This is a genomic window from Flavobacterium frigoris PS1, assembly GCF_000252125.1.
Lineage (GTDB): Bacteria > Bacteroidota > Bacteroidia > Flavobacteriales > Flavobacteriaceae > Flavobacterium > Flavobacterium frigoris_A.
The window spans coordinates 348979-373886 of sequence record NZ_AHKF01000018.1; the positions used below are offsets into that span (position 1 = coordinate 348979).

General features: G+C 33.9%; 27 protein-coding genes. 3 read left to right on the forward strand and 24 right to left on the reverse strand.

Going from position 1 to position 24908, the window contains the following annotated elements:
* Positions 1 to 46: 46 nt before the first annotated feature.
* Positions 47 to 1087 (reverse strand): agmatine/peptidylarginine deiminase, encoded by a 1041-nt coding sequence (locus HJ01_RS10295; RefSeq protein ID WP_007138333.1) that lies wholly within the window; start codon positions 1085 to 1087, stop codon positions 47 to 49.
* 194 nt (positions 1088 to 1281) lie between these two features.
* On the opposite strand from HJ01_RS10295, the gene HJ01_RS10300 reads away from it, so the two are divergent.
* Positions 1282 to 2805, forward strand: coding sequence for a choice-of-anchor I family protein (locus HJ01_RS10300; protein ID WP_007138334.1), 1524 nt, complete (start codon positions 1282 to 1284; stop codon positions 2803 to 2805).
* 177 nt (positions 2806 to 2982) lie between these two features.
* Here HJ01_RS10300 and HJ01_RS10305 read toward each other — a convergent pair whose 3' ends face one another.
* Positions 2983 to 3870 carry a carbon-nitrogen hydrolase gene (locus HJ01_RS10305; protein WP_007138335.1) on the reverse strand — a complete coding sequence of 296 codons (888 nt, stop codon included), beginning with the start codon at positions 3868 to 3870 and terminating at the stop codon, positions 2983 to 2985.
* A 378-nt stretch (positions 3871 to 4248) separates the two neighbouring features.
* Between HJ01_RS10305 and HJ01_RS10310 the strand changes: the two genes are divergently transcribed.
* Entirely contained in the window at positions 4249 to 4794 is a 546-nt protein-coding gene (locus HJ01_RS10310) for a DUF4494 domain-containing protein (RefSeq protein ID WP_007138336.1), read from the forward strand.
* Between the two features lie 141 nt (positions 4795 to 4935).
* Here HJ01_RS10310 and HJ01_RS10315 read toward each other — a convergent pair whose 3' ends face one another.
* From HJ01_RS10315 to HJ01_RS10325, 3 genes are all read right to left on the reverse strand, one after another.
* Positions 4936 to 5382 carry a hypothetical protein gene (locus HJ01_RS10315; protein WP_007138337.1) on the reverse strand — a complete coding sequence of 149 codons (447 nt, stop codon included), beginning with the start codon at positions 5380 to 5382 and terminating at the stop codon, positions 4936 to 4938.
* Positions 5383 to 5524: 142 nt separating this feature from the next.
* Positions 5525 to 6040: a GNAT family N-acetyltransferase gene (locus HJ01_RS10320; RefSeq protein ID WP_007138338.1), complete on the reverse strand. Its 516-nt coding sequence runs from the start codon at positions 6038 to 6040 to the stop codon at positions 5525 to 5527.
* A gap of 117 nt (positions 6041 to 6157) precedes the next feature.
* Positions 6158 to 7081, reverse strand: coding sequence for a hypothetical protein (locus tag HJ01_RS10325; RefSeq protein ID WP_007138339.1), 924 nt, complete (start codon positions 7079 to 7081; stop codon positions 6158 to 6160).
* Positions 7082 to 7120: 39 nt separating this feature from the next.
* Between HJ01_RS10325 and HJ01_RS17655 the strand changes: the two genes are divergently transcribed.
* The gene (locus tag HJ01_RS17655; protein WP_007138340.1) at positions 7121 to 7288 is read left to right on the forward strand and encodes a hypothetical protein; all 168 of its coding nucleotides are present in this window, start codon (positions 7121 to 7123) and stop codon (positions 7286 to 7288) included.
* A 138-nt stretch (positions 7289 to 7426) separates the two neighbouring features.
* On the opposite strand, the gene trpA is transcribed toward HJ01_RS17655, so the two are convergent.
* The 19 genes from trpA to HJ01_RS10420 all read right to left on the reverse strand — a co-directional run bounded on the left by trpA (position 7427) and on the right by HJ01_RS10420 (position 24888).
* The gene (gene trpA, locus HJ01_RS10330) at positions 7427 to 8188 is read right to left on the reverse strand and encodes a tryptophan synthase subunit alpha (protein ID WP_007138341.1); all 762 of its coding nucleotides are present in this window, start codon (positions 8186 to 8188) and stop codon (positions 7427 to 7429) included.
* Between the two features lie 56 nt (positions 8189 to 8244).
* Complete coding sequence (locus tag HJ01_RS10335) at positions 8245 to 8565, reverse strand: gamma-glutamylcyclotransferase family protein (protein WP_007138343.1); 321 nt, start codon at positions 8563 to 8565, stop codon at positions 8245 to 8247.
* A 225-nt stretch (positions 8566 to 8790) separates the two neighbouring features.
* Complete coding sequence (gene trpB / locus HJ01_RS10340; RefSeq protein WP_007138344.1) at positions 8791 to 9972, reverse strand: tryptophan synthase subunit beta; 1182 nt, start codon at positions 9970 to 9972, stop codon at positions 8791 to 8793.
* A 1-nt stretch (position 9973) separates the two neighbouring features.
* The gene (locus HJ01_RS10345) at positions 9974 to 10618 is read right to left on the reverse strand and encodes a phosphoribosylanthranilate isomerase (RefSeq protein WP_040473848.1); all 645 of its coding nucleotides are present in this window, start codon (positions 10616 to 10618) and stop codon (positions 9974 to 9976) included.
* Positions 10619 to 10682: 64 nt separating this feature from the next.
* A complete protein-coding gene (gene trpC, locus HJ01_RS10350) occupies positions 10683 to 11471 on the reverse strand; it encodes an indole-3-glycerol phosphate synthase TrpC (protein WP_007138346.1) in 789 nt (262 codons plus the stop codon).
* 59 nt (positions 11472 to 11530) lie between these two features.
* Positions 11531 to 11752: a four helix bundle protein gene (locus HJ01_RS10355; RefSeq protein ID WP_007138347.1), complete on the reverse strand. Its 222-nt coding sequence runs from the start codon at positions 11750 to 11752 to the stop codon at positions 11531 to 11533.
* A gap of 41 nt (positions 11753 to 11793) precedes the next feature.
* On the reverse strand, positions 11794 to 12786 hold the full coding sequence (gene trpD, locus HJ01_RS10360) for an anthranilate phosphoribosyltransferase (protein ID WP_040473849.1): 993 nt from the start codon (positions 12784 to 12786) through the stop codon (positions 11794 to 11796).
* A 57-nt stretch (positions 12787 to 12843) separates the two neighbouring features.
* On the reverse strand, positions 12844 to 13410 hold the full coding sequence (locus HJ01_RS10365; protein ID WP_007138349.1) for an anthranilate synthase component II: 567 nt from the start codon (positions 13408 to 13410) through the stop codon (positions 12844 to 12846).
* 94 nt (positions 13411 to 13504) lie between these two features.
* A complete protein-coding gene (locus HJ01_RS10370) occupies positions 13505 to 14905 on the reverse strand; it encodes an anthranilate synthase component I family protein (protein ID WP_007138350.1) in 1401 nt (466 codons plus the stop codon).
* A gap of 334 nt (positions 14906 to 15239) precedes the next feature.
* Positions 15240 to 15806, reverse strand: coding sequence for a YceI family protein (locus HJ01_RS10375; RefSeq protein ID WP_007138351.1), 567 nt, complete (start codon positions 15804 to 15806; stop codon positions 15240 to 15242).
* 40 nt (positions 15807 to 15846) lie between these two features.
* Complete coding sequence (locus tag HJ01_RS10380) at positions 15847 to 16479, reverse strand: NAD(P)H-dependent oxidoreductase (protein ID WP_007138352.1); 633 nt, start codon at positions 16477 to 16479, stop codon at positions 15847 to 15849.
* A gap of 4 nt (positions 16480 to 16483) precedes the next feature.
* The gene (locus HJ01_RS10385; RefSeq protein WP_007138353.1) at positions 16484 to 16948 is read right to left on the reverse strand and encodes a MarR family winged helix-turn-helix transcriptional regulator; all 465 of its coding nucleotides are present in this window, start codon (positions 16946 to 16948) and stop codon (positions 16484 to 16486) included.
* Positions 16949 to 17276: 328 nt separating this feature from the next.
* Positions 17277 to 17810 (reverse strand): GNAT family N-acetyltransferase, encoded by a 534-nt coding sequence (locus HJ01_RS10390; RefSeq protein ID WP_007138354.1) that lies wholly within the window; start codon positions 17808 to 17810, stop codon positions 17277 to 17279.
* A gap of 61 nt (positions 17811 to 17871) precedes the next feature.
* A complete protein-coding gene (locus HJ01_RS10395; RefSeq protein ID WP_007138355.1) occupies positions 17872 to 18954 on the reverse strand; it encodes a hypothetical protein in 1083 nt (360 codons plus the stop codon).
* A 725-nt stretch (positions 18955 to 19679) separates the two neighbouring features.
* Positions 19680 to 19826 (reverse strand): DUF2971 domain-containing protein, encoded by a 147-nt coding sequence (locus HJ01_RS18065; protein ID WP_007138357.1) that lies wholly within the window; start codon positions 19824 to 19826, stop codon positions 19680 to 19682.
* Between the two features lie 515 nt (positions 19827 to 20341).
* Positions 20342 to 20542, reverse strand: a complete 201-nt coding sequence (locus HJ01_RS10405) for a hypothetical protein (protein WP_007138360.1) — start codon at positions 20540 to 20542, stop codon at positions 20342 to 20344.
* 574 nt (positions 20543 to 21116) lie between these two features.
* Positions 21117 to 21302, reverse strand: a complete 186-nt coding sequence (locus tag HJ01_RS10410) for a DUF2892 domain-containing protein (protein WP_007138361.1) — start codon at positions 21300 to 21302, stop codon at positions 21117 to 21119.
* 15 nt (positions 21303 to 21317) lie between these two features.
* On the reverse strand, positions 21318 to 21623 hold the full coding sequence (locus HJ01_RS10415) for a hypothetical protein (RefSeq protein ID WP_007138362.1): 306 nt from the start codon (positions 21621 to 21623) through the stop codon (positions 21318 to 21320).
* 73 nt (positions 21624 to 21696) lie between these two features.
* Positions 21697 to 24888, reverse strand: coding sequence for an efflux RND transporter permease subunit (locus tag HJ01_RS10420; protein WP_007138363.1), 3192 nt, complete (start codon positions 24886 to 24888; stop codon positions 21697 to 21699).
* Positions 24889 to 24908 lie beyond the last annotated feature (20 nt).

Consider the following 24908-nt stretch of genomic DNA (forward strand, 5'->3'; position numbering starts at 1 on the left):
CACCAGTACAACACTGGTGTTTTTTTATATAAAATATTTAGTCTTTTTAAGCTGGAATTTGTTGGCTTAAACAATGCAAAGTTCCAAAACCCCATATCAAATCGATAGCACTAATTCCGATAATTTCTCTATCCGGAAAACACTCCGCTAGAATATTTAGAGCCTTACGATCGTTAGGATCGTTAAAAGTGGGAACCAAAACACATTTATTCAAAATAAGAAAATTAGCGTAACTTGCTGGTAATCTTAAATCTTCAAAATCCAAGCGTTTTGGCATTGGCAAAGCCACAATAATGGGTGACTTACCATTTTCCAATTTTGCATTTTGCAAACGCTTTAAGTTATCTTGCAAAGGAGCGTAGTTATTGTCTTTTGGATCTGTTTCTACAATGGTAACGATAGTGTCTTCATTTATAAAACGGCATAAATCGTCGATGTGTCCATGCGTATCATCGCCTTCAATACCGTCACCTAACCAAATTACATTGGTAATTCCCATGTATTCCTTGAAAACGGCTTCGTAATCTGCCTTAGTGAAATGTGGGTTACGAACCTGAATATCGGAATGCATCAAACATTCTTCCGAGGTAAGCAAAGTTCCTTTTCCATTTGAATCAATAGCACCACCTTCAACAATTACGGGTTTTCCTTTATATATCACTTGAGTGAGTGGTATATCTAGAAAATTAGCTACGGTATCTGGAACATGTTTATCAAGCTGGTAATTTTTATATTTGGCCCAACCATTGAAGTTGAAATTTAATGCTTCTCTTATTTCACCGTTTTTAATTACAATAGGACCAGAGTCACGCATCCAGCTTCTATTTGTTTTTTGAATGATAAACGAAAGATTATTAAGGTTTACTCGTGCTCTTTCTAGCATTTCAGTAACCTTTTCTTTTAGTTTCTCATCGGCAACAACTAAAAATACAGTCTCATAAATCGCTACTTTTTTTATAAATTCGACAAAAGCCCATTGAATGGCTTCGTATTTCCCCGGCCAGTCTTTTCCGTTATGCGGAAAACAAAGTAATATACCTTGCTGTTTTTCCCATTCTGCAGGAAACCTTCTATTATTTTCAGTCATAATTAATTTCGATTATAAAGAACAAAGGTAAACATTCATGATTAAATTTAAATTGTTTTTGAAAGCTTGATACTAAATTATCTCAGTCATTTTATTTTTTTAACGCGAGTAGTTTTGTTAATCATTCCATAATACTGTTTTAATGTTGCTTTGATACTATCCCATTATTTTTGAAAAAACTAAAAAGTAGTATTATGAAAAAGTATGGATTGACTTTATTAGCAACAATTTTTTTATTGTCAAGTTGCGCAAATGAAGACCCGCAAAAGGAAGAAACAGCTGAAGAAGTCAGTAACGAAAACCCTTCTAGCTTTAAAGAAATTGGCTCTTTAACTATTGGCGGTGAGGGAGCTGCTGAAATAAGTGCTTACGATGAAGTTTCAAAAAAGCTTTTTACAGTAAATAATAGTGACAATAATAAAATTGACGTTATCGATCTATCAGATCCATCAAATCCAAAACTTATTGCGAGCATTGATTTAACTCCTTTTAATGGAGCGTCAAATAGTGTGGCTACCTACAATGGGAAACTCGCTGTAGCATTAGAAGCAACACCAAATAAGCAAGGTCTGGGTAAAGTAGTTATTTTTGATACCGCCACTTATACTGTGATTAAAGAAATATCGGTGGGTTCTTTGCCTGATATGGTCACTTTTTCTCCTGACGGTAAGTACATTATGACTGCTAATGAAGGGGAACCAAATAGCGACTACACTGTTGATCCCAATGGAAGTATTTCTATCATTGATGTTGCTAATAATTATAGTGTTACAACATTAGATTTTACTAGTTTTAGTTCACAACTAAGTGCTTTAACCACAGCTGGATTCAGAATCGGGAAAGTGGGCGCCAGTTTTGCTGCCGATATTGAACCAGAATATGTTACAATTTCAGCAGATTCAAAAACAGCTTGGGTAACATTGCAAGAAAATAATGCGGTAGCCAAAGTAGATTTGGTCTCAAAAACTATTTCTAAAATTTTTCCATTAGGATTTAAAGATTATAGTAAAGCTGAAAATGCCATTGACGTTAGTGACAAAGATGCTATAGTTACGTTTAGTCCATGGAAAGTAAAAGGATTGTTTATGCCAGATGCAATTGCCAATTATTCTGTAAATGGGGTTAATTATTTTATTACAGCTAACGAAGGTGACGCAAGGGAATATGGTGATTATGCTGATGTAAAAAGATTGAGTAAATTAACTTTAGATCCTCTTGCTTTTCCAGATGCGACTACATTACAAGCCGAAGCTAAGATGGGTAGATTGAACATAATTACTACAATGGGTGATGCAAATAATGATGGCAAGTATGAAGAATTATTTGCTTTTGGAGGTCGTTCATTTACGATTTGGAATGGAGATTCAGGGAGCTTAGTTTTTGATAGTAAAAATGATTTAGATAAACGGTCTAATGATTTTGGAACTTATGATGATGGTCGTAGTGATGACAAAGGTTCAGAGCCAGAATCAGTTGTAGTTGCTAAGATGGGAAATAAAAATATTTTGTTTGTAGGTCTTGAAAGAGCTGATACGGTTATGATTTATGATATTACAAATCCAGCAGCACCACAATATTTGCAAAGTATAAAGACAGCTGATGCTCCTGAAGGTCTGTTATTTATTCCAGCTTCTAAGAGTCCGACGAAAAGAAGTTTAGTGATTGTAAGTAGCGAAGGAGACGGAACTATTAAAATATACCAACCCGAATTGAATTAAGAAAATCTTTGGGTTAATAAAAAATAAAAATGGACCAGAGCAATTCGCTTTAGTCCATTTTTTATTTAAAACAGGGAGATTCGGTCCGCTGATAAAAAAAATCAGTACTACTTCATTAAATATATAGGTGAACTTCTTTCCTTTTTCTACAGATTCTAAGCTAAATATGCAGCTTACTTAGTCAATTGCTCTTTTAGTAATATCACCAAAAGCATCAATTCTTCTGTCTCTAAAGAACGGCCAGTTCTGACGTACATTTTCTTGTAAATCTAAGTCAACTTCGGCAATTAGGATTTCTTCTTTGTCGTGTGAGGCTTGCGCCAAAATTTCTCCTTGTGGTCCGGCGATAAACGATGATCCCCAGAATTGAATTCCATCTGTATCAGGTAAGTATTGTTCTAGTCCAATTCTATTGGCAGCAGCAACATATACTCCGTTAGCAACGGCGTGCCCTTTCATAACACTCATCCAAGCGCCATGTTGGTTTTCACCATATTCGTCTTTTTCTCCTGGATGCCATCCAATAGCTGTTGGGTAAAATAAAACTTCTGCTCCTTGAAGTGCCGTCAGACGTGCCGCTTCAGGATACCACTGATCCCAGCAGATTAAAGTTCCTATTTTTCCTTTTTTGGTTGGAATTGTTTTAAAACCTAAATCACCTGGCGTGAAATAGAATTTTTCGTAAAAATGTGGATCATCTGGAATGTGCATTTTTCGGTATAATCCTGCTTCTGAGCCATCTGTGTCAATTATGTAAGCACTGTTGTGATAAATTCCTGCCATCCTTTTTTCGAAGAAAGGAACAATGATTACCACTCCTAGTTCTTTTGCCAAGGCGGAAAAAGCAATGAAAGAGGTACTGTATAATGGTTCTGCAATGGCAAAATTGTCAACATCTTCACTTTGGCAGAAATAATGACTGCTATATAATTCAGGTAGCGAAATAACTTCTGCACCTAGTTTTGCTGCATCACGCACCCAACTAATACATTTTTTAAGGTTGTTTTCGGCAACGTCGTTAAGATTCAATTGAATGACTGCTATTTTATATTTCTTGTTTGGCATCAGATAAATTTTAGACTGTAAAAATAGTGAATTTTATAAAGAGTAGAAAATAGGGCTAATGGAAAAGTTGTACTCTTTTGAATTTATCACTTTTCTGTGTTTATTGTCATCTCGACAGAGGAGAGATTAAAGCAATAACTTGATTTTTTTTTTCAGTGTTTTTTTTAATTTGGATATTTCATTTCCTGAAAATAGAAGTAACGGCTTTGTTGTCTGATTGATAAAGATATTTGGTGTTTGTGGAATATAAACCCCAAAAGGGGATGAGTAATCAATACAGGTATCAGTTCGAAATTGTGAATATCTATTTTATGAATAGTGGATTTTTTTTTCTTTAAAATCTATCTTTGACATCCTTAATTAAAAACAAATTAGACTATGTGGTACGAATGCAAAATAAAATATAGAAAAACGGATGATACTGGTCTACAAAAGATGGCAACAGAACCTTATTTGGTAGATGCTTTGTCTTATACAGAAGCTGAAAGCAGAATTAATGAAGAAATGTCGGCATATATTAGTGAAGAATTTAAAATCACAAACATAAAAGTGGCAAATTTTGCTGAGATTCATCCTTTTGAAAACTGTGATCGTTGGTTTAAATCAAAAGTATCTTTGTTAGCTTATGATGAAGAGAGTGGTAAAGAACGCAAGACAAATATGTATATCTTATTGCAAGCTAATGATGTAAAAGAAGCGTTTGATAACACAACTACCGTGATGAAAGGAACAATGGGAGATTATAGTATTCCAGCTATAACAGAATCACCTATTATGGATGTATTTCCTTATTTCTCTGGTGAAGAAGGGGAATTAGAACAAATGGAAAGATTCAACGCACTAAAAGCTTCAAAACCTGAAGTAGCTGCTGAAGTTGAAGATCATATGGAATTTGAGCCTGCTGCTGAAGAGGCAACTGTATAAAATTATTACGCATGGTAATACTATAAAAAAGAGGACTTTTTAGTCCTCTTTTTTTATGAATAGAAAATACTCCTCAGATTTTTTCTGTTGTTTTACAAAGCATTTTTGAGATATTTTTTAAAATTTCGCTAAACTGCGTTCTTATTCTGATTTGTAAATATGAATGGATTGACCTACTAATTTCCATTTGTTTTTTATTTTCTCTAAAAGTCTGATTTCGTAGGAGAATGTTTTTTTACCATCTGTAGCCGTTGATTCTTCGTCATGACTCACCCAAGCACTTTTTCCGTTAATACTTATTTTGTAATTGGTGTTTATGGCAAAACCACCATTTCCCATCGCCTCCGGTTTGCTGTTAATCATTGCTGTTGGGGGGACATCAAAAGTTTCGCCTTTTGGTGTAGAAACTAATATCCTGCTATACGGCTGAATGTACCAGCATTCACTATGACCTTTACTGTCCTGAGCTCTCCATGTTGCTGATTCTTTTTCTAACAGTTTTTTTATCAATTCGGATTCCTTGTTGTTTTGGCTCTGCGCTGTCAGACTAATTGCAATAAGTAGGTAAAGGCTTAATTTCCATTTCATAGGACTCTCTTTTTATAAAATTAAAAGTAGTGTTTTTTCTAAAGATGACCAAATAGTATTACTGCACCGCAATAGTCATATTATTACTTTGGACAGACGAGAGTTTTATAAATTGGATTTTTGAAGCTATAACGTGTTCTATTTACAAAGACTTATCCAATACTTTCTCGTATGCTTTTCTAGGACTTCCTCTAAAATAAACTTCGCCACATAAAGTATATCCTAGGTTTTCAAAAATTTTCATCATTGGGATATTGTCGAAATTAGTGTCGGCTTTTACGCTGTATATGTTATTTTGTAATGCAAATTCTTCTACATAACGGATAATCATTTTTGCCAAACCTTTACCCAAGTGTTTTTCTGAAATTGCTACACGATGAATGACTATAAATTCATTATTCGTAAGCCATTTTCCCTCAATATCACCATAAGCAGGTTCGTAATTCATGATCACGGCACTATAACCGATGATCGTTTTTTCTTCGAGTAAAACAAAACCGATACCTTTTTCAATGTCATTTTCTACGACATCCGGATTTGGATAGCCGTCTTGCCATTGATTGCTGCCATCTTCTTTTCTTCGCAGTATGGCTTGTTGTAGAATCTCCCATATTTGAGCTTTTTCAGACATTTGAGCTTTTCTAAAGTGATAATTCATAATTATAATTTATTTTTATGATAGAATACAGGCCTTTTACAACAAGTTTATTTTGTAGAGGAGCACTTTATTGATCGCGGTAACTGGCAGCTATATAAGCAGCAGCAGTTTTATAAACTAAGTTTCGTTTTCGTCGTTGTGTAACTTTTGCATTTTTTCATTGGTAGACAAAATATCTCTTTCATATTTATTGTGGATAATAATTATCATTAGTCCAAAAAGGACTGCGGCAACAATTAAAATTACGTTGACTAATCCACTGACGCCAAAGGACATTCGGATTAAAATTGTTGAAATTATAAACCCAGAGTTCCTCATTATTTTATGAAATTCGTCAGTGTAAAAGAAAGAAATTAAAAGTAAAACTACATCTACTAAAATTAATACCGTAAAAAATTGGTCAAAAAAGAGATTGTTAATACTTTCTAATATAGGTAGCTGGGTGGACGAAATAGGAGTGCCGGTTAACCAATTTATAAGCGTGTAGGAAGCCATTACGAAAAATAGTGGCAACAAAAGAACCGCTATTATTTTTTTCTTTTTAACAAATCGTTGAATAAAATCTGTTGCCTCTGTTTTATCTTCAAATTTTTGCTTTCCATACTTTTGAAATTGAAAGATTAAATAAAAAAGTAAAAGAGACGCCACGATATCATAAGTAAACTTTAAGTCACCTTTAATTTCGAACCAGTTAGAAGTAAGTTCTAAAGAGGATAAATCTTTAAATAATTTTCGAATAATAATAAGGGTAATAATTTCATATTGCTTAGTTATGTAGGTTGTAAACGACTTTGGCAAGTAGTAAATTAATAGGTAAACTTCATAAATAAGAATAAAGGAAAATGGTGTGTATATTGCTGATATAGGGTTTTTTAGTAATTCTGAGTTTCCCCCGATATCTATAATATTGAATTTCTGTAGGTAGATAATGACTAAGTGAATCAAAAAACTCAACAATGCTATATTGAGAATTGTTTTTTCGACTTTAACACGAGTTCTCTCCGATAGGAGAGCCTGAAAGAGAGACGTTAGTATTTTCATTTTTATTTGCTTTTCGTTTTTTTATCAAATAATATATCGTTGAAACGATTAATTAACTGTATTGTTAACCGTGATGAGGTCTCTCAAATAATTCATTTAAAACAATCTTTTTTATTATTCTACATTGGTTTTCGCTACAAAAAGGAAGTTGATTTGGCGTTTGATAAAATTACCGCGATGCACCCTGATATCGTTGACTTTGCGTGATAAATAGTTTGTCTTTCTCTTGCTAATGTATGAAAAAATGATTAGCAATATTTTAATTTTTTTATATAAATTGTGATACAAAAAAACGGCGTTTAAATTACTTAAACGCCGTTTTTTTTTATACAGTAACACTTTTGTTTATCGAATCGCTTTCACAAACTTTTCTATTTTTCCTATTCCGTTTTCGGTTAAGTACTGGATGAAAGCACTACCTATAATGGCGCCTTTGGCAAATTGAGTGGCTAGGTTGAAAGTTTCTTTGTTGTTGATTCCGAAACCGATTACTTGTGGATTGTTTAGATTCATAGTAGCAATGCGTTTGAAATAGTCTTCCTGAATACTTCCAAATCCAGATTGAGAGCCTGTAACACTGGCCGAACTAACCATATAAATAAATCCATCAGAAACGCTGTCTATAAAATGGATACGCTCGTCAGTAGTTTGTGGCGTAATCAGGAATATGTTTTTCAATCCGTATTTTTCGAAAGTTTCTTTGAATTCTTCGGCATATACATCAACTGGCAGGTCAGGAATGATCAATCCGTCGATACCGATTTCTGCACATTTCTTGCAGAAGTTCTCTATTCCATATTGCAACATCGGGTTGAAGTAGCCCATTATAATCAAAGGAATAGATACTGTTTTACGAATGTCTTTCAGTTGGTCAAACAAAACTTGCGTTGTCATTCCGTTATGCAAGGCTTGAGTTGAACTAGCTTGAATAGTTGGTCCATCGGCTAATGGATCGCTGAAAGGCAATCCTATCTCAATCATATCAACGCCATTTTTTTCTAGATCGTGAATGATTTGTACCGTGTCGTTAAGATTAGGGTAACCAGCAGAAAAATAGATTGAAAGTATCTTTTTGCCCTCTTTAAGTTTTTGATTTATTCTGTTCATTAGGGTATTTTTTATCAGATTTAAAATCTGCTTTTTATGGTTTTATTTTTGCTGATTTATGTGATTGCCGTAAAAGCCCAAGCTGCTTGATTAGATTTCAATTGGACTTGTATTCTTTTGTAATGCTTACCTTCATATCGATCTGCTAGTTGCAGTTCTTCAACGCTGACCTCGTACACCATTCCACTGATAGTGTCTTGTTTGTTTTCGGTTGACTCAATAATTGGATAAGATTCTATTCCATATTCTTCCTCAATTTTTATCTGTTTTACTGCATATCCCATCAAAGTTTCAGGAATTCCTGTTAGTAATCTTCCAAAAACGGTTTCTTGAATGTCTTCCTCTCTTAAGTTTCCGTAGGCGAATAATTTTTCCATGTTTTCTGTTTTGAAATTTATTGTAAAATCCGAATTTCTTGTTTTGACTTGCGTTAGGGATGGAAGCGGTATCTCCCGATTTAGAAAACAAGGCTTTTGCCGTCGTTTTCTTATCGGGAATTTAGCGTACAGCCCGCCCGATTTCCCTGGTTTTTTCAGGGAAATCGGGAACGCCCTGAAATAAATTCAGGATAAAACCTCAAAAATTATTAAAGGGAAAATCCTCTATAATTTGAAGTAGTCAATATAGGTATTTAAATCCTTATCTCCACGTCCTGAAAGATTTATGACTACAATGTCTTCTGGTTTGAATTTCATTTCATCCAAAACTGCAAAGGCATGGGCACTTTCTATAGCAGGAATTAGGCCTTCCATTTTTGAAAGCTTAAGTCCCCAACTCATTGCTTGTTCATCAGTGATAGAGATGAATTGTGCTCTTCCAGTTTTGAAAAGATTAGCATGCATTGGGCCAACACCAGGATAATCTAATCCTGCCGAAATGGAATACGGTTCGGTGATCTGACCGTCAGTGGTTTGCATTAACAATGTTTTACTACCGTGAATAACGCCCACTTTTCCCAAGGCTGAAGTCGCTGCACTTTCACCAGAATCAACTCCCATTCCTGCGGCTTCCACTGCTATAATTTTGACATCTTCATTGTCAAGAAAATGATAATAAGTACCTGCTGCATTGCTTCCACCGCCTACACAAGCGATTACGTAATCTGGGTTTTCACGTCCTTCTTTTTCCAATAATTGCTCTTTAATTTCCTTAGAAATAACGCTTTGAAAACGGGCTACCATATCTGGATAGGGATGCGGTCCTACTACAGAACCAATAATATAATAGGTGTCCACGGGATTATTGATCCAATCACGAATAGCTTCGTTCGTAGCATCTTTTAAGGTTTTCGAACCAGAAAGCGCTGGACGAACCTCGGCGCCCAGCATTTTCATGCGGGCTACATTTGGTGCTTGACGCTTAATGTCCACTTCTCCCATGTACACGATACACTCCAGTCCCATCAACGCGCAGACGGTAGCTGTTGCCACACCGTGTTGACCGGCCCCCGTTTCAGCTATAATACGGGTTTTACCCAAACGTTTGGCCAATATAATTTGTCCAATCGTGTTGTTTATTTTATGCGCTCCGGTATGGCACAAATCTTCTCTTTTCAGATAGATTTTAGTATTGTATTTTTCTGATAGGCGTTCTGCAAAATAAAGAGGAGTAGGGCGACCTACATAGTCTTTTAGCAATGCATCAAATTCAGCTTGAAACTCAGGCTCAGCTGTGATTTTTAGGTAGTTTTGGCGAAGTTCTTCCACATTAGGATATAACATTTCTGGGATGTAGGCGCCTCCAAACTCGCCATAGTAACCTTTTTCGTTTACGTTGTATGACATTTTATTTGTTTTTTATTTTGTTAGATTTAGAGATATATTGCTGCATACCTCCACATAATTGTATGCTTTTTAATCCTGGTTCTATTTCGAATTTACTGTTTACATCAATGGCATAAATGGGTAAATTAGTTTTTAGAATTTCATTTACTTCTGGCATTTCCTCTAGTCCTATTCCGCCACTCAGGAAAAAAGGTTTAGTAGAGGGATACTTTTCTAAAACGGTCCAATCGAAAGTGGTTCCGTTTCCTCCGGGTAGTTTTCCTTTTGTATCAAAAAGGAAATAATCGCAAAGGGATTCGAAAGGTTCTAAAATTTCAAAATCAAAACTGTCGATTATCGAAAAGACTTTGATGATCTCAACTTTTTTAGGTAATCTGGTTTTTAATTCTGCACAAAAAGCAACCGATTCTTTTCCGTGTAATTGTACTGCTTGCAAATCGTGTAGCTGCACTTTATCGGCGACAATGTCGATGCTTTCGTTTACAAATACTCCAACTTTTTTAATCGATTTAGGCAATTTAGGAATAACACCATTAAAATATCGAGCTGATTTTTCCCAAAAGATGAAGCCCATATAATCGGGTAGGAGGGCCGCTACTTCGATTATATTGTCGGGATATTTCATGCCGCAGATTTTTAATTTCATGTTTTTAAGGTTTTACCTTGTGCTACCCAACGGAAGCGCCAAGCTTGCAATACTTTTTTTATAATTAATTATGTGTTAACTGCTCAATAAATTCCGTTGCCGCTTTGCCGGCATTATCGGTTTTCATAAAGTTTTCACCTATAAGGAAACCCTGGTATCCGTATGGTTTTAATTGGGTTATTGCTTCTATTGAACTAATGCCGCTCTCGGAAATTTTCACAAAGTCGTCTGGTATTTGACTCGCAAGTTGCTTGCTAAAATCCAAACTAACCTCAAAGGTTTTCAAGTTTCTGTTGTTGACACCAATCATATCTAATGTGGGCATAATTGATTTTTCCAGCTCCTCTGCACTATGTACTTCTAACAAAACTTCTAATCCTAAATTTTTAGCAAATTCAGAAAGTGATTTAATTTCTGCACGGGTTAAAACCGCCGCAATAAGCAAAATCAAGTCAGCACCGTATGCTTTGGCTTCGAGGATTTGGTATTCATCAACAATAAACTCTTTTCGCAATAGCGGAATGTTTACTGAGGCTCTTGCCAATAGTAAATCATCAAGAGAGCCGCCAAAATATTTCCCATCTGTCAAAACCGAGATGCCACAAGCTCCGGCACTTTCGTATCCTTGCACTACTTCTTCGACGGTAAAACTATGGTTAATTACAGATTTTGAAGGTGAGCGGCGTTTGTGTTCAGCAATAATTCCAGAAGTGCTATTCTTTAAATTTTGGCTCAATGAAATGCTTTCTTTTCCGAAAAAAACAGAAGCTTCCAATTGGGATACAGGAATGATGGATTTCTTGAGAATGACTTCTCGTTTCTTGTCAACTATTATTTTGTCTAAAATGTTCATTGTTAATTTATTAAAAGATTGAAAAATTAAAGGATTAAAAAATGGGCTTTTGATGGCGCTTATTTCACATTCTTCGAATTTAAATATTTAATCAATTGTTTGTTACTATTATATTCAGATCCTTCGGCAATGTTATTTGTAATTGAAATGACAGCTCTTTTTATTTGATTTTGAAAACCAAATTCTTTTTCAAAAGCTTTACACTCTAATAATTTAAAGATCAGTTTAGCCAATTGACTTCCTTTTTTATAAACTTCAAATTCTTCAAAGGACTTTGTCATAATCTTTAAATTTTTAAATCATTTAATTTTTCAATTTCTATTTATCTGCTCAACTCTTGTAACTTATTCAAAGCTTTCAATCCTTTTCTAGATAGTAAGCTTTCTTTGGCTTTTTCGAATCCTTCTAGAGGAGAACATTTTGTCACAGTTGCGATGGCCATTGCGGCATTGGCACAAACCACATTGTTTTGGGCTTCGGTTCCTTTTCCAGAAATGATATCAGTAAACATTTGTGCCGATTCATCGATGGTTTTTCCACCTTGAATTTCACTTTGCGATAAAAGGCGAACATCAAAACTTTCATGAGATAACATTCCTTCCACACTGCTAGTGATAATCTTTGTAGGGCTAGTGAGAGATATTTCATCATAACCGTCTAGCGAATGTAAAATGGTAAAATTCACATCGGTATTTTGGTACAAATAAGCATACATTCTGGCCATTTCTAAATTAAAAACACCTACCAACTGATTTTTTGGAAAAGATGGATTTACCATTGGTCCTAACATGTTGAAGAAGGTTTTTACCGCTAATTCTTTTCGGATTGGGCCAACGTTTTTCATAGCTGGATGAAATAGGGGGGCATGCAAAACGCAAATTCCCGCTTTATCAATGCTTTCTTCCAGAAAATCATTCTCATTGCTGAATTTGATCCCTAATTTTTCCATCACATTGCTTGAACCAGAGATAGAAGATACACCGTAGTTACCGTGCTTCGCCACTTTTATTCCCGCTCCAGCCGCCACAAAAGAAGCTAAAGTTGATATGTTGAAAGTGTCTTTTCCATCTCCACCAGTTCCACATAAATCGATTGCATTGTAAGCAGATAAATCGACACGAATACAAAGTTCCAATAAGGCTTCTCTAAAACCGGCAAGTTCTTCGATACTAATGCTACGCATCATGTATACAGTCAAAAATGCTGAAATCTGACTTGGATTATAGCTCCCGTTTGAAATATTGACCAATACATTTTTTGCTTCTTCTTTCGAAAGCATTTCATGGTTTATGAGTCTATTTAATATATTTTTCATTTCATTATTTGTCTTAAAGTCTAAAGCCGAAGGTCCTAAAGGGTTTCGACATTATGACTAGTTTTTAACCCAGTTCTCTAATATTTTCTTTCCGTTTGGTGTTAATACACTTTCTGGATGAAACTGTACTCCACGAACGTCAAATGTTTTGTGTCTCAAAGACATCACCTGTCCATTTTCATCAAAAGAAGTAGCTTCTAAGACATCTGGTAAAGTAGTATCTACCACCCAAGAATGATAACGACCCACTTCAAATTCATTACCCAATCCTTCAAACAACAATTCGTCATCGACCACTGTTTTTACCATTGTTGCTACCCCGTGATAGACTTTATCTAGGTTAGAAAGTGTACCTCCAAAAACTTCACCAATGGCCTGTTGTCCTAGACATACACCAAGGATACTTTTGCTAGGGGCATATTTCCGAATCACTTCTTTCAATAAACCAGCTTCTTCAGGAATTCCTGGTCCAGGAGAAAGCAATATCTTATCAAAAATGGCTATTTCTTCGATATCAAATTCATCGTTTCTGTATACGGTTACTTCACAGTTTAAATCTTCCAGATAGTGAACTAGATTATATGTGAAGCTATCGTAATTGTCTATGACTAGTATTTTTTTCATTATTTTGTTGAAAAATTGAAAGATTTAAAGATGGAAAAGTTGTAGTTTTTGTGTAATCTTTAAATACTTAAATTATTAAATCTTTTAATTATTTTTATATTGTTTCTGCCAAATCTAAGGCTGTATTCAACGCTCTTAATTTGTTATACACTTCCTCCATTTCACTTTCTTCATCTGAACTGGCTACGATTCCGGCACCGGCTTGTGAATGTAATTGGTGATTTTTACTCAGGAACGTTCTGATCATAATAGCATGGTTAAAGTTCCCTTCAAAATCCATGAAACCTATAGCGCCACCATAAAAATTGCGGTTTGTTTTTTCATATTCCTCGATCAGTTGCATGGCTCTGTGTTTTGGAGCACCACTGAGTGTTCCAGCAGGAAAAGTATCAGCTACCACCTGCATGGTTGTCGCTGTTTCATGTAAATGTCCCGTGACTTTTGAAACCAAGTGAATTACATGAGAGAAGAATTGCACTTCTCTGTATTTTTCAACCTTTACATCATGTCCATTTCGGCTCAAATCATTTCTAGCTAAATCGACTAACATAACATGTTCACTATTCTCTTTCTTGTCTTCAGATAGTTGTTTTGCAAGGATTGCATCTTTTTCATCATCACCAGTTCGTTTGAAAGTTCCTGCTATAGGATGGATTTCGGCTTTGCGGTCTTTTACGATAATTTGAGCTTCTGGTGAAGAACCAAATATTTTGAAATCACCATAATCAAAGAAGAATAGGTAAGGAGAAGGGTTGATGCTTCTCAATGCTCTATAAACGTTGAACTCATCTCCTTTGAATCCTTGAGTAAACCTTCTGGATAAAACTAATTGGAAAACATCACCGCGGAAACAATGTTTTTTGGCCAAAGCCACATTGTGCTTAAATTCGTCATCAGTCAAGTTGGAGAAACCTTCTCCTTCTTTGGTAAATTTATAGGAAGCAATATTTCTGGATTGTAATAGTTGCTCTATTTCAGAAATGTTATTTTTCCCATCGAGACTATGACAAAATATATACGCCTGATTTTTAAAATGGTTGATGGCAATGATGTTTTGATACACGGCATAATACATATCAGGAATTGAAATGCTATTGTCTTTTTTGGCAACAGTCACTTTTTCAAAATAACGAACGGCATCGTAAGAAATGTATCCAAACAAACCATTATTGATAAATTTGAAATCGTTTTTTTCTGATTTGAATTGATGTGAAAACTCTTGAATTACTTCAGGCACATTCGTGTTTTTATCAATTATAATTTTTTCTGAGGTACCGTCAGGATAGGTTTTGAAAATAGTTTCATTTTCAATTTTTATCGAAGCTATAGGATTACAACAGATATATGAAAAACTGTTATCACTTCCATGATAGTCACTACTTTCAAGTAATAAGCTATTGGGGAATTTATCACGTATTTTCAAATAAACACTGACAGGAGTAATAGTGTCTGCGAGTATTTGTTTGTATTTTGTATTTAGTGTAAATAGTTTCAAAATGAATAAATTTTAAGATTTTTATTGATATGAAGAGCAAAAAATGTTGACATAAAAAAAAAGGCCTGTCGTCATGACAAGCCTTTTATATTTATATATGATAATACTATAGGAGCTTAGTTCACGACTATTGACGTAAATTGTTCCACCACCAAGTATTGTTTATTGTTGTTTTCATTTTACAAAGATATAAATGTAATTTGGTTATTCATACATATTAAACTAAAAAAAAATCTAATTTTTTTATCTTTTTTGTTACATTATTTGAATGTAAGTAATAAAAAACCCAACAATTTCTTGTTGGGTGAATTAGTAAACATGGTATTATAAAATATTAGAATTTCAAAGCTACAGCTAATTCAAATTCATCAGAGATTGCTTTGTCTCCTAAGTTATCGAAGAAACTACCTGAACCGTATTTAATGTCATATTTAGTTCTGTCTATATTAAATTTAGTAGTAGCAGTGTTTGCTTTTACAGCGATATCAAATGTAACTGGATTTGTTTTTCCTTTGATTGTTAAATCTGCAGTAACAGTATAAACGTCTTTTGTTTTAGTTGCAATAGTTTTGAAAACTAATGTAGACGTTGGGAATTTTTCAGTTCCGAAGAAATCTTCTGATTTCAAGTGACCGTTTAATTTTCCTTGGTATTCACCTGAAAGATCAGTTGAAGTTAGTGACGTCATATCAACAGTAAAAGTTCCACCTACTAATTTTGCTCCTTTAAAAACAAGAGCTCCGTCTTTAATGTTTACTGTACCTTCATGTTGTCCCGTTACTTTTTTACCAACCCAGTTGATTGTACTTGCTGATGCATCTATTTTTTTTGTTTGAGCAGATACCGATACAGTAGATAATACTACCACTAATGCTAATGCAATTGATTTTAAATTTTTCATTTGTTTAATTTTTGTTTTTAAAATTGATTCTAATTAATAATTATAGTGTAATAAATAAATCTTCGTTTGATTTTCTAACTTTTTTGTGATGTTGTGTGTCATCTTCAGTATGACGGTATCCTACTGGTGCAATTACAACTGCAGTTAGGTTCAGTTTGTCTAGTCCTAAAATTTCATTGAAAGCGCTTGCGTTAAAACCTTCCATTGGAGTTGCATCAATATTTAACTCAGCCGCTGCATTTAATAAGTTTCCTAAAGCTAAATACGTTTGTTTTGCAGTCCAAATGCTTTTAAGGTCTTCTGGCATTGGGTTAATAGCTCCTTTCATAAAGTTTCCATAACCTGCAAGTGCTTCAATAGGAAGCTCTCTTATTTCGCTTGCATTTTTCAAGTAAGCATCAATTTCTGCGTCACCAACATTAGTTTGACTTGCAAATACAAATAAATGTGAAGCATCTGTAATTTGTGTTTGTCCGTATGCAGAAGGCAATAATTGTGCCTTAAGTTCTGAACTTTCAATGATCAACACTTTATAAAGTTGTAAACCATACGAAGAGGCGCTTAAGCGCACAGCTTCTTTAAGAAAATCTAAATCTGATTCTGATATTTTTTTTGCTGAATCAAATTTCTTTGTGGCATAACGCCAGTTTTGGTTATCTAAAAAGGTACTCATAATTTTAATTTATTTGTTGATTTCTGTATTTTTCTAATAATATATTTAATTGTTCTAGTTCGTCGAAATTCAAATTCTTGGAGAAATTATTCTCATGTTCAATGATCTTAGGGTCTAATTCTGTTAAAATGTCTAATCCCTTCTGTGTTATAGCTACTTCAATTTTTCTGCGGTTTTCAGGACACACATTTCTTGTCACTAAGTTCTTTAGTAGTAGTTTGTCTACTAATCGAGTCGTATTACTAGTTTTTGCAACCATACGCTCTTGTATCAGACACATATTAGCTGGATTTCCTTTTTGACCCCTTAATATTCGCAGCACATTATATTGCTCTCCGGATAGGTCATAGGGTTTTAATATTTCATTAAATTTTTCATGAATTACATTTTGCGTATATAAAATATTCAAAATGATTTTTTTTGAAACCTTTAATGGAACGGTGCTTTTAATTTCATCTTCAATTTTCATAATAAGCTTTTCTTATTTGTTGGTACAAATGTAACACTTTTTTAATTTGTATATACAAGTGTTTGGTTAATTATTTGTTATTATTTTATTTAACCCCAGTTTTTTATATGTAAATATTTAATTTTAAAGTGGTTGTGTATTTTTTTTAAATGAATAAATCTTAAGTCTAAAAAGCCCTATTTTTTAATTAGTATGAAATAGAACTCTTGAGATTAGTTTTAAAAGGCGATTTAAGTAGGGTAAAACTCTTTTTGTCTCCACTTTTTTTGATTTGCTTGGAGTTAGAAAAGCGAGTTAAATCACTTATTGTAAGGATAAAGGATTAACTCTAGTTATTTAGAAGCTCGTAAATAACGTTAGAATCATTATCCTGATCTTTTCGGTTTTGTATAAAATGCAAACCACATTTTTCTAATAGTTTTCTAGAATTTTCGTTTTTATGATGGGTGAATGCTTCTATCTTATTCAGCTTTAATTTATTAAAACCAAAATCGATAACACATTTTAATACTTCCGTCATGATTCCTTTATTTTGAAATTCAGGATTTAAACCATAACCCACTTCAGCAATTGTATTATTCTCCGAGAAACTCCACAAACAAATGGTGCCAATAATATGGGGTTGGTTATTATATGCGATTCCCCAAGTCACCGATTTATTGTTTTGGAAGTCTTCATTTATAGCTGCAATAAATTGTAAGGCTTGTTCAAGCGTTTTTGTTTTTCTATTTTCGGGTCTTTCGATGAACTGATTAATAGTTTCATCAGATCGTAAGTATAAGATAACTGGAGCATCTGATGCTTCTATTTTTCGCAAAAGGAGACGCTCTGTTTTTATTTCTGGAAAAGGTAAAAAGTTCATCTTGGTTTAGTTTTGGTGGTAGCGTATATAATTAATATTTAGTTGCGAGGTAGATGAGTTTTTAGTCTGTAAGCTGAAATTCAGCGCTATTTTTTTCTTCTCCATTTACGATAATTGAAAGTTTCTGTGTTCCGGCATAAAATTTTCGAGTCGTAATTAGTTTAAAACTTTGCTTTCTTTTAATATCAGAAGATTGATTTGCTTTAAAAATACGTTCACTTATTTTAAATACTTTCTTTGAAAGTTGGCCGTTTTGTCGAAGATAATAAACCGCATATTCAAGTCGTACCGTTTGTTGTTCTTCATTGTTATTTTGGACGGAAAACGAAAACTCTAAATAGTTTCCAATTGCTACTTTTAGAGTAGCTATTTCAAAATTGGCGATTTCTATATTTGAACTGTCAAGTCCAAAGTGTTTTAAAATTTCAGTGTTTCCTTGCTTTAACAATGTTCTACAACCGTGTTTTATAATGGCATCTGTTTCTTTGCTGTGTCCTTTCCAGTTGGCGGCAATTTCAATAACGATTTTTGGATTGTCTTTGGCAATGTCGTTAAGATTGTTTGCTACGCTTCTTCTAACATATTCTGATGTATCTCCTTTAAGATTGGTCAATAACGGTAGAATAGGGCTAGGATTTTTTTTAAGCTCAGGGATGGCCATTGCCCATGGCAAGCGGGGTCTGCAACCTTCAGAAGCTAGTCTTCTTATGTGAGGATTGGGAGAATTTGCCCATACTTTCATCACTTTGATGGTTTTATCAAAATCGTGTTTCAAAAATTCACGAATGGCAAATTCAGAGGAACCAAATTGTGTGTAATAGGCCAATGCTTCCATAGAAGTTTCAAAATCATGAATACCAAATTGCCCAACATAATCAGGAAAAACAAGTGCAGTATAACCAGTTGCACTGTTTGGGATTACGCTGTTTAATATTTGTATCGCTTCTTTAAAATCTATCGGAAGGTGATTTTTAAGTGTTAGGGAAGTAAAACGCAATCGTTCATTTAACGACCTGCTTTCTAAGCCAGCGGTTACTTCATCAATGAATTTGGTACTGTTAAAATTTACATCTGCTGTATTAAATGCTGTTGCTAAACGCTCATAGAATTTTTTATTAAACATCTCTTTCAATTCTGCTGCCATATTTTATTTTTAATCATTAAAAATTCTAGCAACAAAGGTAGCCTTTTCTTTATTTTAAGGTCTATTCTGTTTTGTTAGGAAAATAATTAAACGGTTATTTTTAAAGATTGATCCGTCACTGATTTTGGAAAAAAAACTGATTCCGGTTATTTCAGTTTTGGGTCATTGGGGAGATGATAATGAGGAGCGTTTGCGTTCCTTAATGGTGAAAAAAGGTTGAATTTCGTGCGAAACGTAAACGTGAACTTACCACAAAATTCGCAATTGCATGAAACGGCTGTTATAGCCAGTTTTTAAAAAGGTTTTTTAACGTTTAATTCTTCCAAAAACACACCGCTTCCCGCTATATTTTCCATTGTCATTTTTTCTATTTTTAACTCGTATGAATCAGGTTGAATTTTGGCAATCATTAATTCCTCAACCTTTTAACCCAGACAAGCTAAAAGCTTAAAAATTGAATATCTGTCTTTCGGTGTAGTTTTACAACCGAATATTATTTGCTTTATACACTTATTGTTAATTTTTAGCAATCCTTGAGCATTATTGACTAATCTAATTTCTTTTTCATAAGCCCATTTTTCGCATTTTATTTTAAAAATTGTGAATATTAATCCTTTCAATTCTTCATAATTATAATTGAATAAGTCCAAAAGTAAATCAGTATACTTGACTTCGACAATTTCTAATTTTTCGTCTTTTGCTAAACAAATATTTTGTTCTTGTTTTTAATTGTAAAAGTCAAATTTCAAGCAAACTCCAGAATGATTATTTCCGTAATGGCCCCACATTACTGGGCAGGTTTCTGTCATAGAACCGCATGCAACTCCATATTTGTTTATATCAATGTAAAGAAATGTATAATCAGCATACATTTTGCTCTGAAGTTCAATGCTGTTGATTTTCTATGCTTCTTTGAAATATTCTAAGTTATTATAAAAGGTATAAATTTCTATTAATTTATATTCATAATTTCCAATTTCACTATAGTAACTTTCATCAAATTTATTTAGAACTTTCAAAATCTAACTTCTTCTTTTCAAAGTGTTTTAAACCTGTGATTACGTCTATTTTTTCATTGATATGAGTTTGAATAAACAAATAGAAATTCTCCAGTTTTCTATATCAGAACATAATTTATATCTTGGTAAAGAATCAAAAAGGGTCATTAAAATTTCTCGGATTTGAAAAGAATAATTCATTATTAATTATTGAATTGAATAAATTCTGGTTTATTGTGAAATATTTATAAAAGGATTTTCTGGAGTTATTCATTCGTGTCTTAAAATTGGCTTTAACGTCCCGCCACTACAGCGGGTTTGGGATTAAATTAAGCCCTTTTTTCGGATTTGCCAAATCTTCCAAATACAAAATCATTTTTCCATTAACTCTAATACCCAAATCCGTTGTAGTGGCTGTTAGCGGTTCGGTTGTTTATGTAGAAACCATTTGATAAAACTCTTTTACCAAGTTTTTCTGTATTGCGGATGATTGAGGCCAACTCCAAATCATAAGATGAAATAATATTAAGTGAACTATTATCAAATTGATTACTACTTTTTTTAGCGGTTTTTTGTTTTTTGTCAGCCATAATGTAATAAACAAAAATATAATAATCCAAAAAGGAATATAGACAATTCGACTTAAACCAGTTTGTGGAAATAAGTTTACTAGTAATGTCAATTCTAAAATACATACTAATATTGATAAGATGATTAAAAGTATTCTTTGGTTGAATTTTATCATTTATTTTCTTTTTCAGCAAGTTTTCCTATTTCCAAGTTTCAATTTTCCATTTTCAAATTCATAAACTTTGTCAAACTTCTGCTTTTCAAGTTTCAATTCTCAACTTCCAATATTTATATTTCAGATTAATACTGTAAAGTTTTAAAAATCTGAATTTCAAGTTTATATTTTTCACGATTACATTTTCGGTTTCCCTGCGTTAAACAAAATCAATCTCTTTCGAAGTTTTTTCTGCGTAGGTTCGGTTTCAACTGACCGCTAACTTGTATATATAATCAAATATATACAACTTTTTTCGGTTTAGGGATTGTAATCCTTTTCTTTAGTAATTAATTTGTACTTTGTGCTTCACTCCAATCCATAAAAAAACCCGAGTTGCAAAAGTAGCTCGGGTTTTGAATTTTATATAAAAATTGGAATTAGTCTTTCAACCCTATTTTAGTTAAAATAGTCTCTAATAAACACCATTTGGTAAATCCTGATTGAATCAAATTGACTCCTATAAAAGCAGTAAACCACAACCAATTTTGATTTACATATATTGCCAATAGCAAACTAATTAAAATAAATGAGCCTACTACAATTCTAAAGACTTTATTTTTCATTTTGTATGATTTTTATTAATTGTATTTTTCTATGTTTAATACTGCAATATGAATATTTGATAAGCTTTCTTGTTTAGCATTAAATTCATTTACTAATGCAAAGAATGGGTCGACATTTTCTGTTTTTACAAAAGCGTAATATAAAATAGATTCATTTAAACTCATGTCAGTTGCAAACCAATTACTTTCTATAGCTTCTTCAGAAAGGTCTTTAAATCCAGTTACCTCCTTATAGGTAAATGTTTTTACATCTGCCTGTTTTAGCATTTTTTTGATGTCTTGGTCAAATGCCGCGATGGCTGTTATGATAAGTAGTTTCATTTGTTTTTTTGTTTAAGGTTTGAAGTTTAAGGTTTTAGTGCTGTAACTTTAAACCTTAAACTTTGAATAATTTTTATTTTTCCCATTTTTTTCTCTCCGTCACATAATAAATCAACGGCACTACAATCAATGTTAGAATAGTAGAAACGATGGCTCCAAATACTAATGAAATCGCCAATCCTTGAAATAGTGGATCAAATAAGATAATGGAAGCTCCAATAACTACCGCTCCAGTTGTCAATAGGATAGGAGAGGTTCTCACAGCTCCAGCCTCAATAATCGCTTGTTTTAACTGCACCCCGTCATTCAATCGTATTTCGATAAAATCAATTAGTAAAACCGAGTTTCTAACCATAACTCCTGCCAAGGCAATCATACCAATGAAAGAAGTTGCTGTGAAATAAGCACCTAACAACCAGTGTCCAAACACAATCCCGATTAACGAAAGAGGAATTGCTAACATCATCACCATTGGTGTTTTAAAGTTCTGGAACCACCCCACAATCAACATGTAAATGATCACGATAGCTACTAGAAAGGCAACACCTAAGTCACGGAATACTTCTAATGTAATTTGCCATTCCCCGTCCCATTTTACAGTAAAATCACTTTCATCCGTTGGTTGGTCCATGTATAATTCATTGACTTTGTATCCTTTTGGGATTTTCATTTTGTCTAATTTCTCCGTCATTCCCAGAATGGCATATACAGGACTTTCTAATGCTCCAGCCATATCAGCGGTAACATAAACCACACGTTTTTGATCTTTTCTATAAATGGTTTTTTGTAACGTATCTGTTTTTACTTTTACTAAATCACTTATCGGAATCATATTCCCTTGGCTTCCTTTTATTTTTAGATTCTGAATGTCTTGCAAGCTGGTTTTGTCTTTATCGTCAAGCGAAAGAACAATACCTACATTGTCATTAGAATTCTCAGCATACAAATTAGAAATAGGATATTCTTTCAATAAATAAGTCAAATTCCCGACTATTTGTTGTGGTGCAATCCCGTTCAGCATTGCTTTTTCTTTATCAACTTCTAGTTTGTATTCTGTTTGATTGTCCTCTACAGTCCAGTCGATATCTACAATACCATCCGTTTTATGAAGAATATCTTTTACTTGTTGCGCTACTTTAATTTGGTCTTTGTAATTTGGACCGTAAACCTCAGCAACCAGTGTAGATAATACAGGAGGTCCTGGCGGGACTTCGATAATCTTAACATTCGCACCATATTTTTTAGCGATTTTCTGAATTTGCGGACGTACATTTTTAGCAATGTCGTGACTTTGTAATTTTCGATCTTCTTTGTGTAATAAATTCACTTGAATATCAGCCATATTACTTCCACCACGCAAATCATAATGACGAACTAATCCGTTAAAAGTGATTGGTGCCGATGTTCCAATGTAGTTTTGATAATCAACAACCTCTGGAATTGTGGTTAAATACTGTGCAATTTCTTTAGTAACGGCTGATGTTCTTTCCAGAGTGGCTCCTTCAGGCATATCAATCACTACTTGAAATTCATTTTTATTATCAAAAGGCAACATTTTTACTAATACGGATTTGGTAAAAAACATACCAACAGAACCAAACAATAATAAAACAGTCACTCCCACAAGTACTCTTCGCTTCATGCTGCTTTCCAGTAAAGGACGCTCTAGCTTGCTGTACATTCTATAGATGAAACTAGTTTCTAGTCCTTCATGCTCTTTATGTTCTTGCGTATCTTTTTCTTGTAATAAATGATATCCTAAATAAGGCGTAACAGTCAATGCAACAAACAGTGATAGTATCATGGCAATCGAAGCACCAATAGGCATCGGACTCATGTAAGGTCCCATCATTCCAGATACAAACGCCATGGGTAATATAGCGGCAATAACCGTAAATGTTGCTAAAATCGTTGGATTTCCTACTTCATTTATAGCGTAAATAGCAGCTTGTTTAAATGGTAGTCGCTTCATCTTGAAATGCCTGTGCATATTCTCTGCGATAATAATACTATCATCGACGACAATTCCCACTACGAATACCAAAGCGAAAAGTGTGATTCGGTTCAATGTATAATCCAGCATATAATAACTGAATAATGTCAATGCAAAAGTCAAAGGAACTGAGAAGAAAACAACTAGTCCACCTCTCCAACCCATGGCAAGCATCACTAAGAACGTTACCGCCAAAATAGCAATACCCAAGTGAAGTAATAATTCACCCACTTTATCTGATGCCGTTTCACCGTAATTACGGGTTACTTCAACATGTACATCATTAGGAATCATTGTAGTTTTTAAATGGTCTACTTTGTCAATGATTTTTTCTGATATTTTCATCGCATCTGCACCTTTTACCTTCCCTACAGATATGGTTACGGCAGGATATTCAGACTTTGCGTCTTTGTATTTTTCGTTTGATTTACTGTACCCAAAGGACACATAACTTTTTGCGGTAGACGGGCCATCTTGAACCGTTGCCACTTGTTTTAAGTACACAGGCATGTTTTTATTCACACCTACAACCAGATTTTCTACATCGTCTGCTGAGGTTAAGAACTTCCCTGTCGTAATCAAATATTCCTCATCGTTATTGACAAAACTCCCGGATTGAGAACTGCTGTTATTCGCTTGAATCATTTGCATAATACCCATAGGGTCGATGCCATTTTCTGCCATTTTATCTTTGTCCAAAATCACTTTTAAAACTCGGCTTCTTCCACCAATTTCTTTGGTAATCGCAACATCTTTTACTTTTTCTACTTCAGATGTTACTTCTTCAGCAATTTGGCGCAATTGAAAATCGTCCATTTTGTCGCTCCAAAGCGTGATTCCAAGCATGGGAACATCATCAATAGAACGTGTTTTTACCATTGGTTTGTACACTCCTTTTGGGAACATATCTTCGTGTTTTGCCAGTTCGTCGTATAACTTCACATACGAACGTTCTACATCCTGACCTACATAAAATTGAACGATAAGCATCGCCTGACCATTCATTGCCATTGTATGCACATGTTCCACCCCCTTGATATTTGAGATGATTTTCTCTAGCGGTTTTGCCACACGGCTTTCTACCTCAGTAGGGCTCGCTCCCGGATAACCCACCATGACGTCAGCCATCGGAACATTAATTTGTGGCTCTTCTTCTCTTGGAATAAGAAAAGAACTGTACACACCAATGATCATCAAACCGATCATCATCAAAATAGTTAGTTTTGAATTGATGAAAAAATTGGCAATTTTACCTGAAATTCCTTCTTGCATAATTTTTTATTTATTTGGGC

What these genes read in the sequence shown, in the direction of transcription:
- HJ01_RS10295 (WP_007138333.1), bottom strand. Translation starts at nt 1,087, where the DNA reads ATGACTGAAAATAATAGAAGGTTTCCTGCAGAATGGGAAAAACAGCAA.
- HJ01_RS10300 (WP_007138334.1), top strand. Translation starts at nt 1,282, where the DNA reads ATGAAAAAGTATGGATTGACTTTATTAGCAACAATTTTTTTATTGTCA.
- HJ01_RS10305 (WP_007138335.1), bottom strand. Translation starts at nt 3,870, where the DNA reads ATGCCAAACAAGAAATATAAAATAGCAGTCATTCAATTGAATCTTAAC.
- HJ01_RS10310 (WP_007138336.1), top strand. Translation starts at nt 4,249, where the DNA reads ATGTGGTACGAATGCAAAATAAAATATAGAAAAACGGATGATACTGGT.
- HJ01_RS10315 (WP_007138337.1), bottom strand. Translation starts at nt 5,382, where the DNA reads ATGAAATGGAAATTAAGCCTTTACCTACTTATTGCAATTAGTCTGACA.
- HJ01_RS10320 (WP_007138338.1), bottom strand. Translation starts at nt 6,040, where the DNA reads ATGAATTATCACTTTAGAAAAGCTCAAATGTCTGAAAAAGCTCAAATA.
- HJ01_RS10325 (WP_007138339.1), bottom strand. Translation starts at nt 7,081, where the DNA reads ATGAAAATACTAACGTCTCTCTTTCAGGCTCTCCTATCGGAGAGAACT.
- trpA (WP_007138341.1), bottom strand. Translation starts at nt 8,188, where the DNA reads ATGAACAGAATAAATCAAAAACTTAAAGAGGGCAAAAAGATACTTTCA.
- HJ01_RS10335 (WP_007138343.1), bottom strand. Translation starts at nt 8,565, where the DNA reads ATGGAAAAATTATTCGCCTACGGAAACTTAAGAGAGGAAGACATTCAA.
- trpB (WP_007138344.1), bottom strand. Translation starts at nt 9,972, where the DNA reads ATGTCATACAACGTAAACGAAAAAGGTTACTATGGCGAGTTTGGAGGC.
- HJ01_RS10345 (WP_040473848.1), bottom strand. Translation starts at nt 10,618, where the DNA reads ATGAAATTAAAAATCTGCGGCATGAAATATCCCGACAATATAATCGAA.
- trpC (WP_007138346.1), bottom strand. Translation starts at nt 11,471, where the DNA reads ATGAACATTTTAGACAAAATAATAGTTGACAAGAAACGAGAAGTCATT.
- HJ01_RS10355 (WP_007138347.1), bottom strand. Translation starts at nt 11,752, where the DNA reads ATGACAAAGTCCTTTGAAGAATTTGAAGTTTATAAAAAAGGAAGTCAA.
- trpD (WP_040473849.1), bottom strand. Translation starts at nt 12,786, where the DNA reads ATGAAAAATATATTAAATAGACTCATAAACCATGAAATGCTTTCGAAA.
- HJ01_RS10365 (WP_007138349.1), bottom strand. Translation starts at nt 13,410, where the DNA reads ATGAAAAAAATACTAGTCATAGACAATTACGATAGCTTCACATATAAT.
- HJ01_RS10375 (WP_007138351.1), bottom strand. Translation starts at nt 15,806, where the DNA reads ATGAAAAATTTAAAATCAATTGCATTAGCATTAGTGGTAGTATTATCT.
- HJ01_RS10380 (WP_007138352.1), bottom strand. Translation starts at nt 16,479, where the DNA reads ATGAGTACCTTTTTAGATAACCAAAACTGGCGTTATGCCACAAAGAAA.
- HJ01_RS10385 (WP_007138353.1), bottom strand. Translation starts at nt 16,948, where the DNA reads ATGAAAATTGAAGATGAAATTAAAAGCACCGTTCCATTAAAGGTTTCA.
- HJ01_RS10390 (WP_007138354.1), bottom strand. Translation starts at nt 17,810, where the DNA reads ATGAACTTTTTACCTTTTCCAGAAATAAAAACAGAGCGTCTCCTTTTG.
- HJ01_RS10395 (WP_007138355.1), bottom strand. Translation starts at nt 18,954, where the DNA reads ATGGCAGCAGAATTGAAAGAGATGTTTAATAAAAAATTCTATGAGCGT.
- HJ01_RS18065 (WP_007138357.1), bottom strand. Translation starts at nt 19,826, where the DNA reads ATGTATGCTGATTATACATTTCTTTACATTGATATAAACAAATATGGA.
- HJ01_RS10405 (WP_007138360.1), bottom strand. Translation starts at nt 20,542, where the DNA reads ATGGCTGACAAAAAACAAAAAACCGCTAAAAAAAGTAGTAATCAATTT.
- HJ01_RS10410 (WP_007138361.1), bottom strand. Translation starts at nt 21,302, where the DNA reads ATGAAAAATAAAGTCTTTAGAATTGTAGTAGGCTCATTTATTTTAATT.
- HJ01_RS10415 (WP_007138362.1), bottom strand. Translation starts at nt 21,623, where the DNA reads ATGAAACTACTTATCATAACAGCCATCGCGGCATTTGACCAAGACATC.
- HJ01_RS10420 (WP_007138363.1), bottom strand. Translation starts at nt 24,888, where the DNA reads ATGCAAGAAGGAATTTCAGGTAAAATTGCCAATTTTTTCATCAATTCA.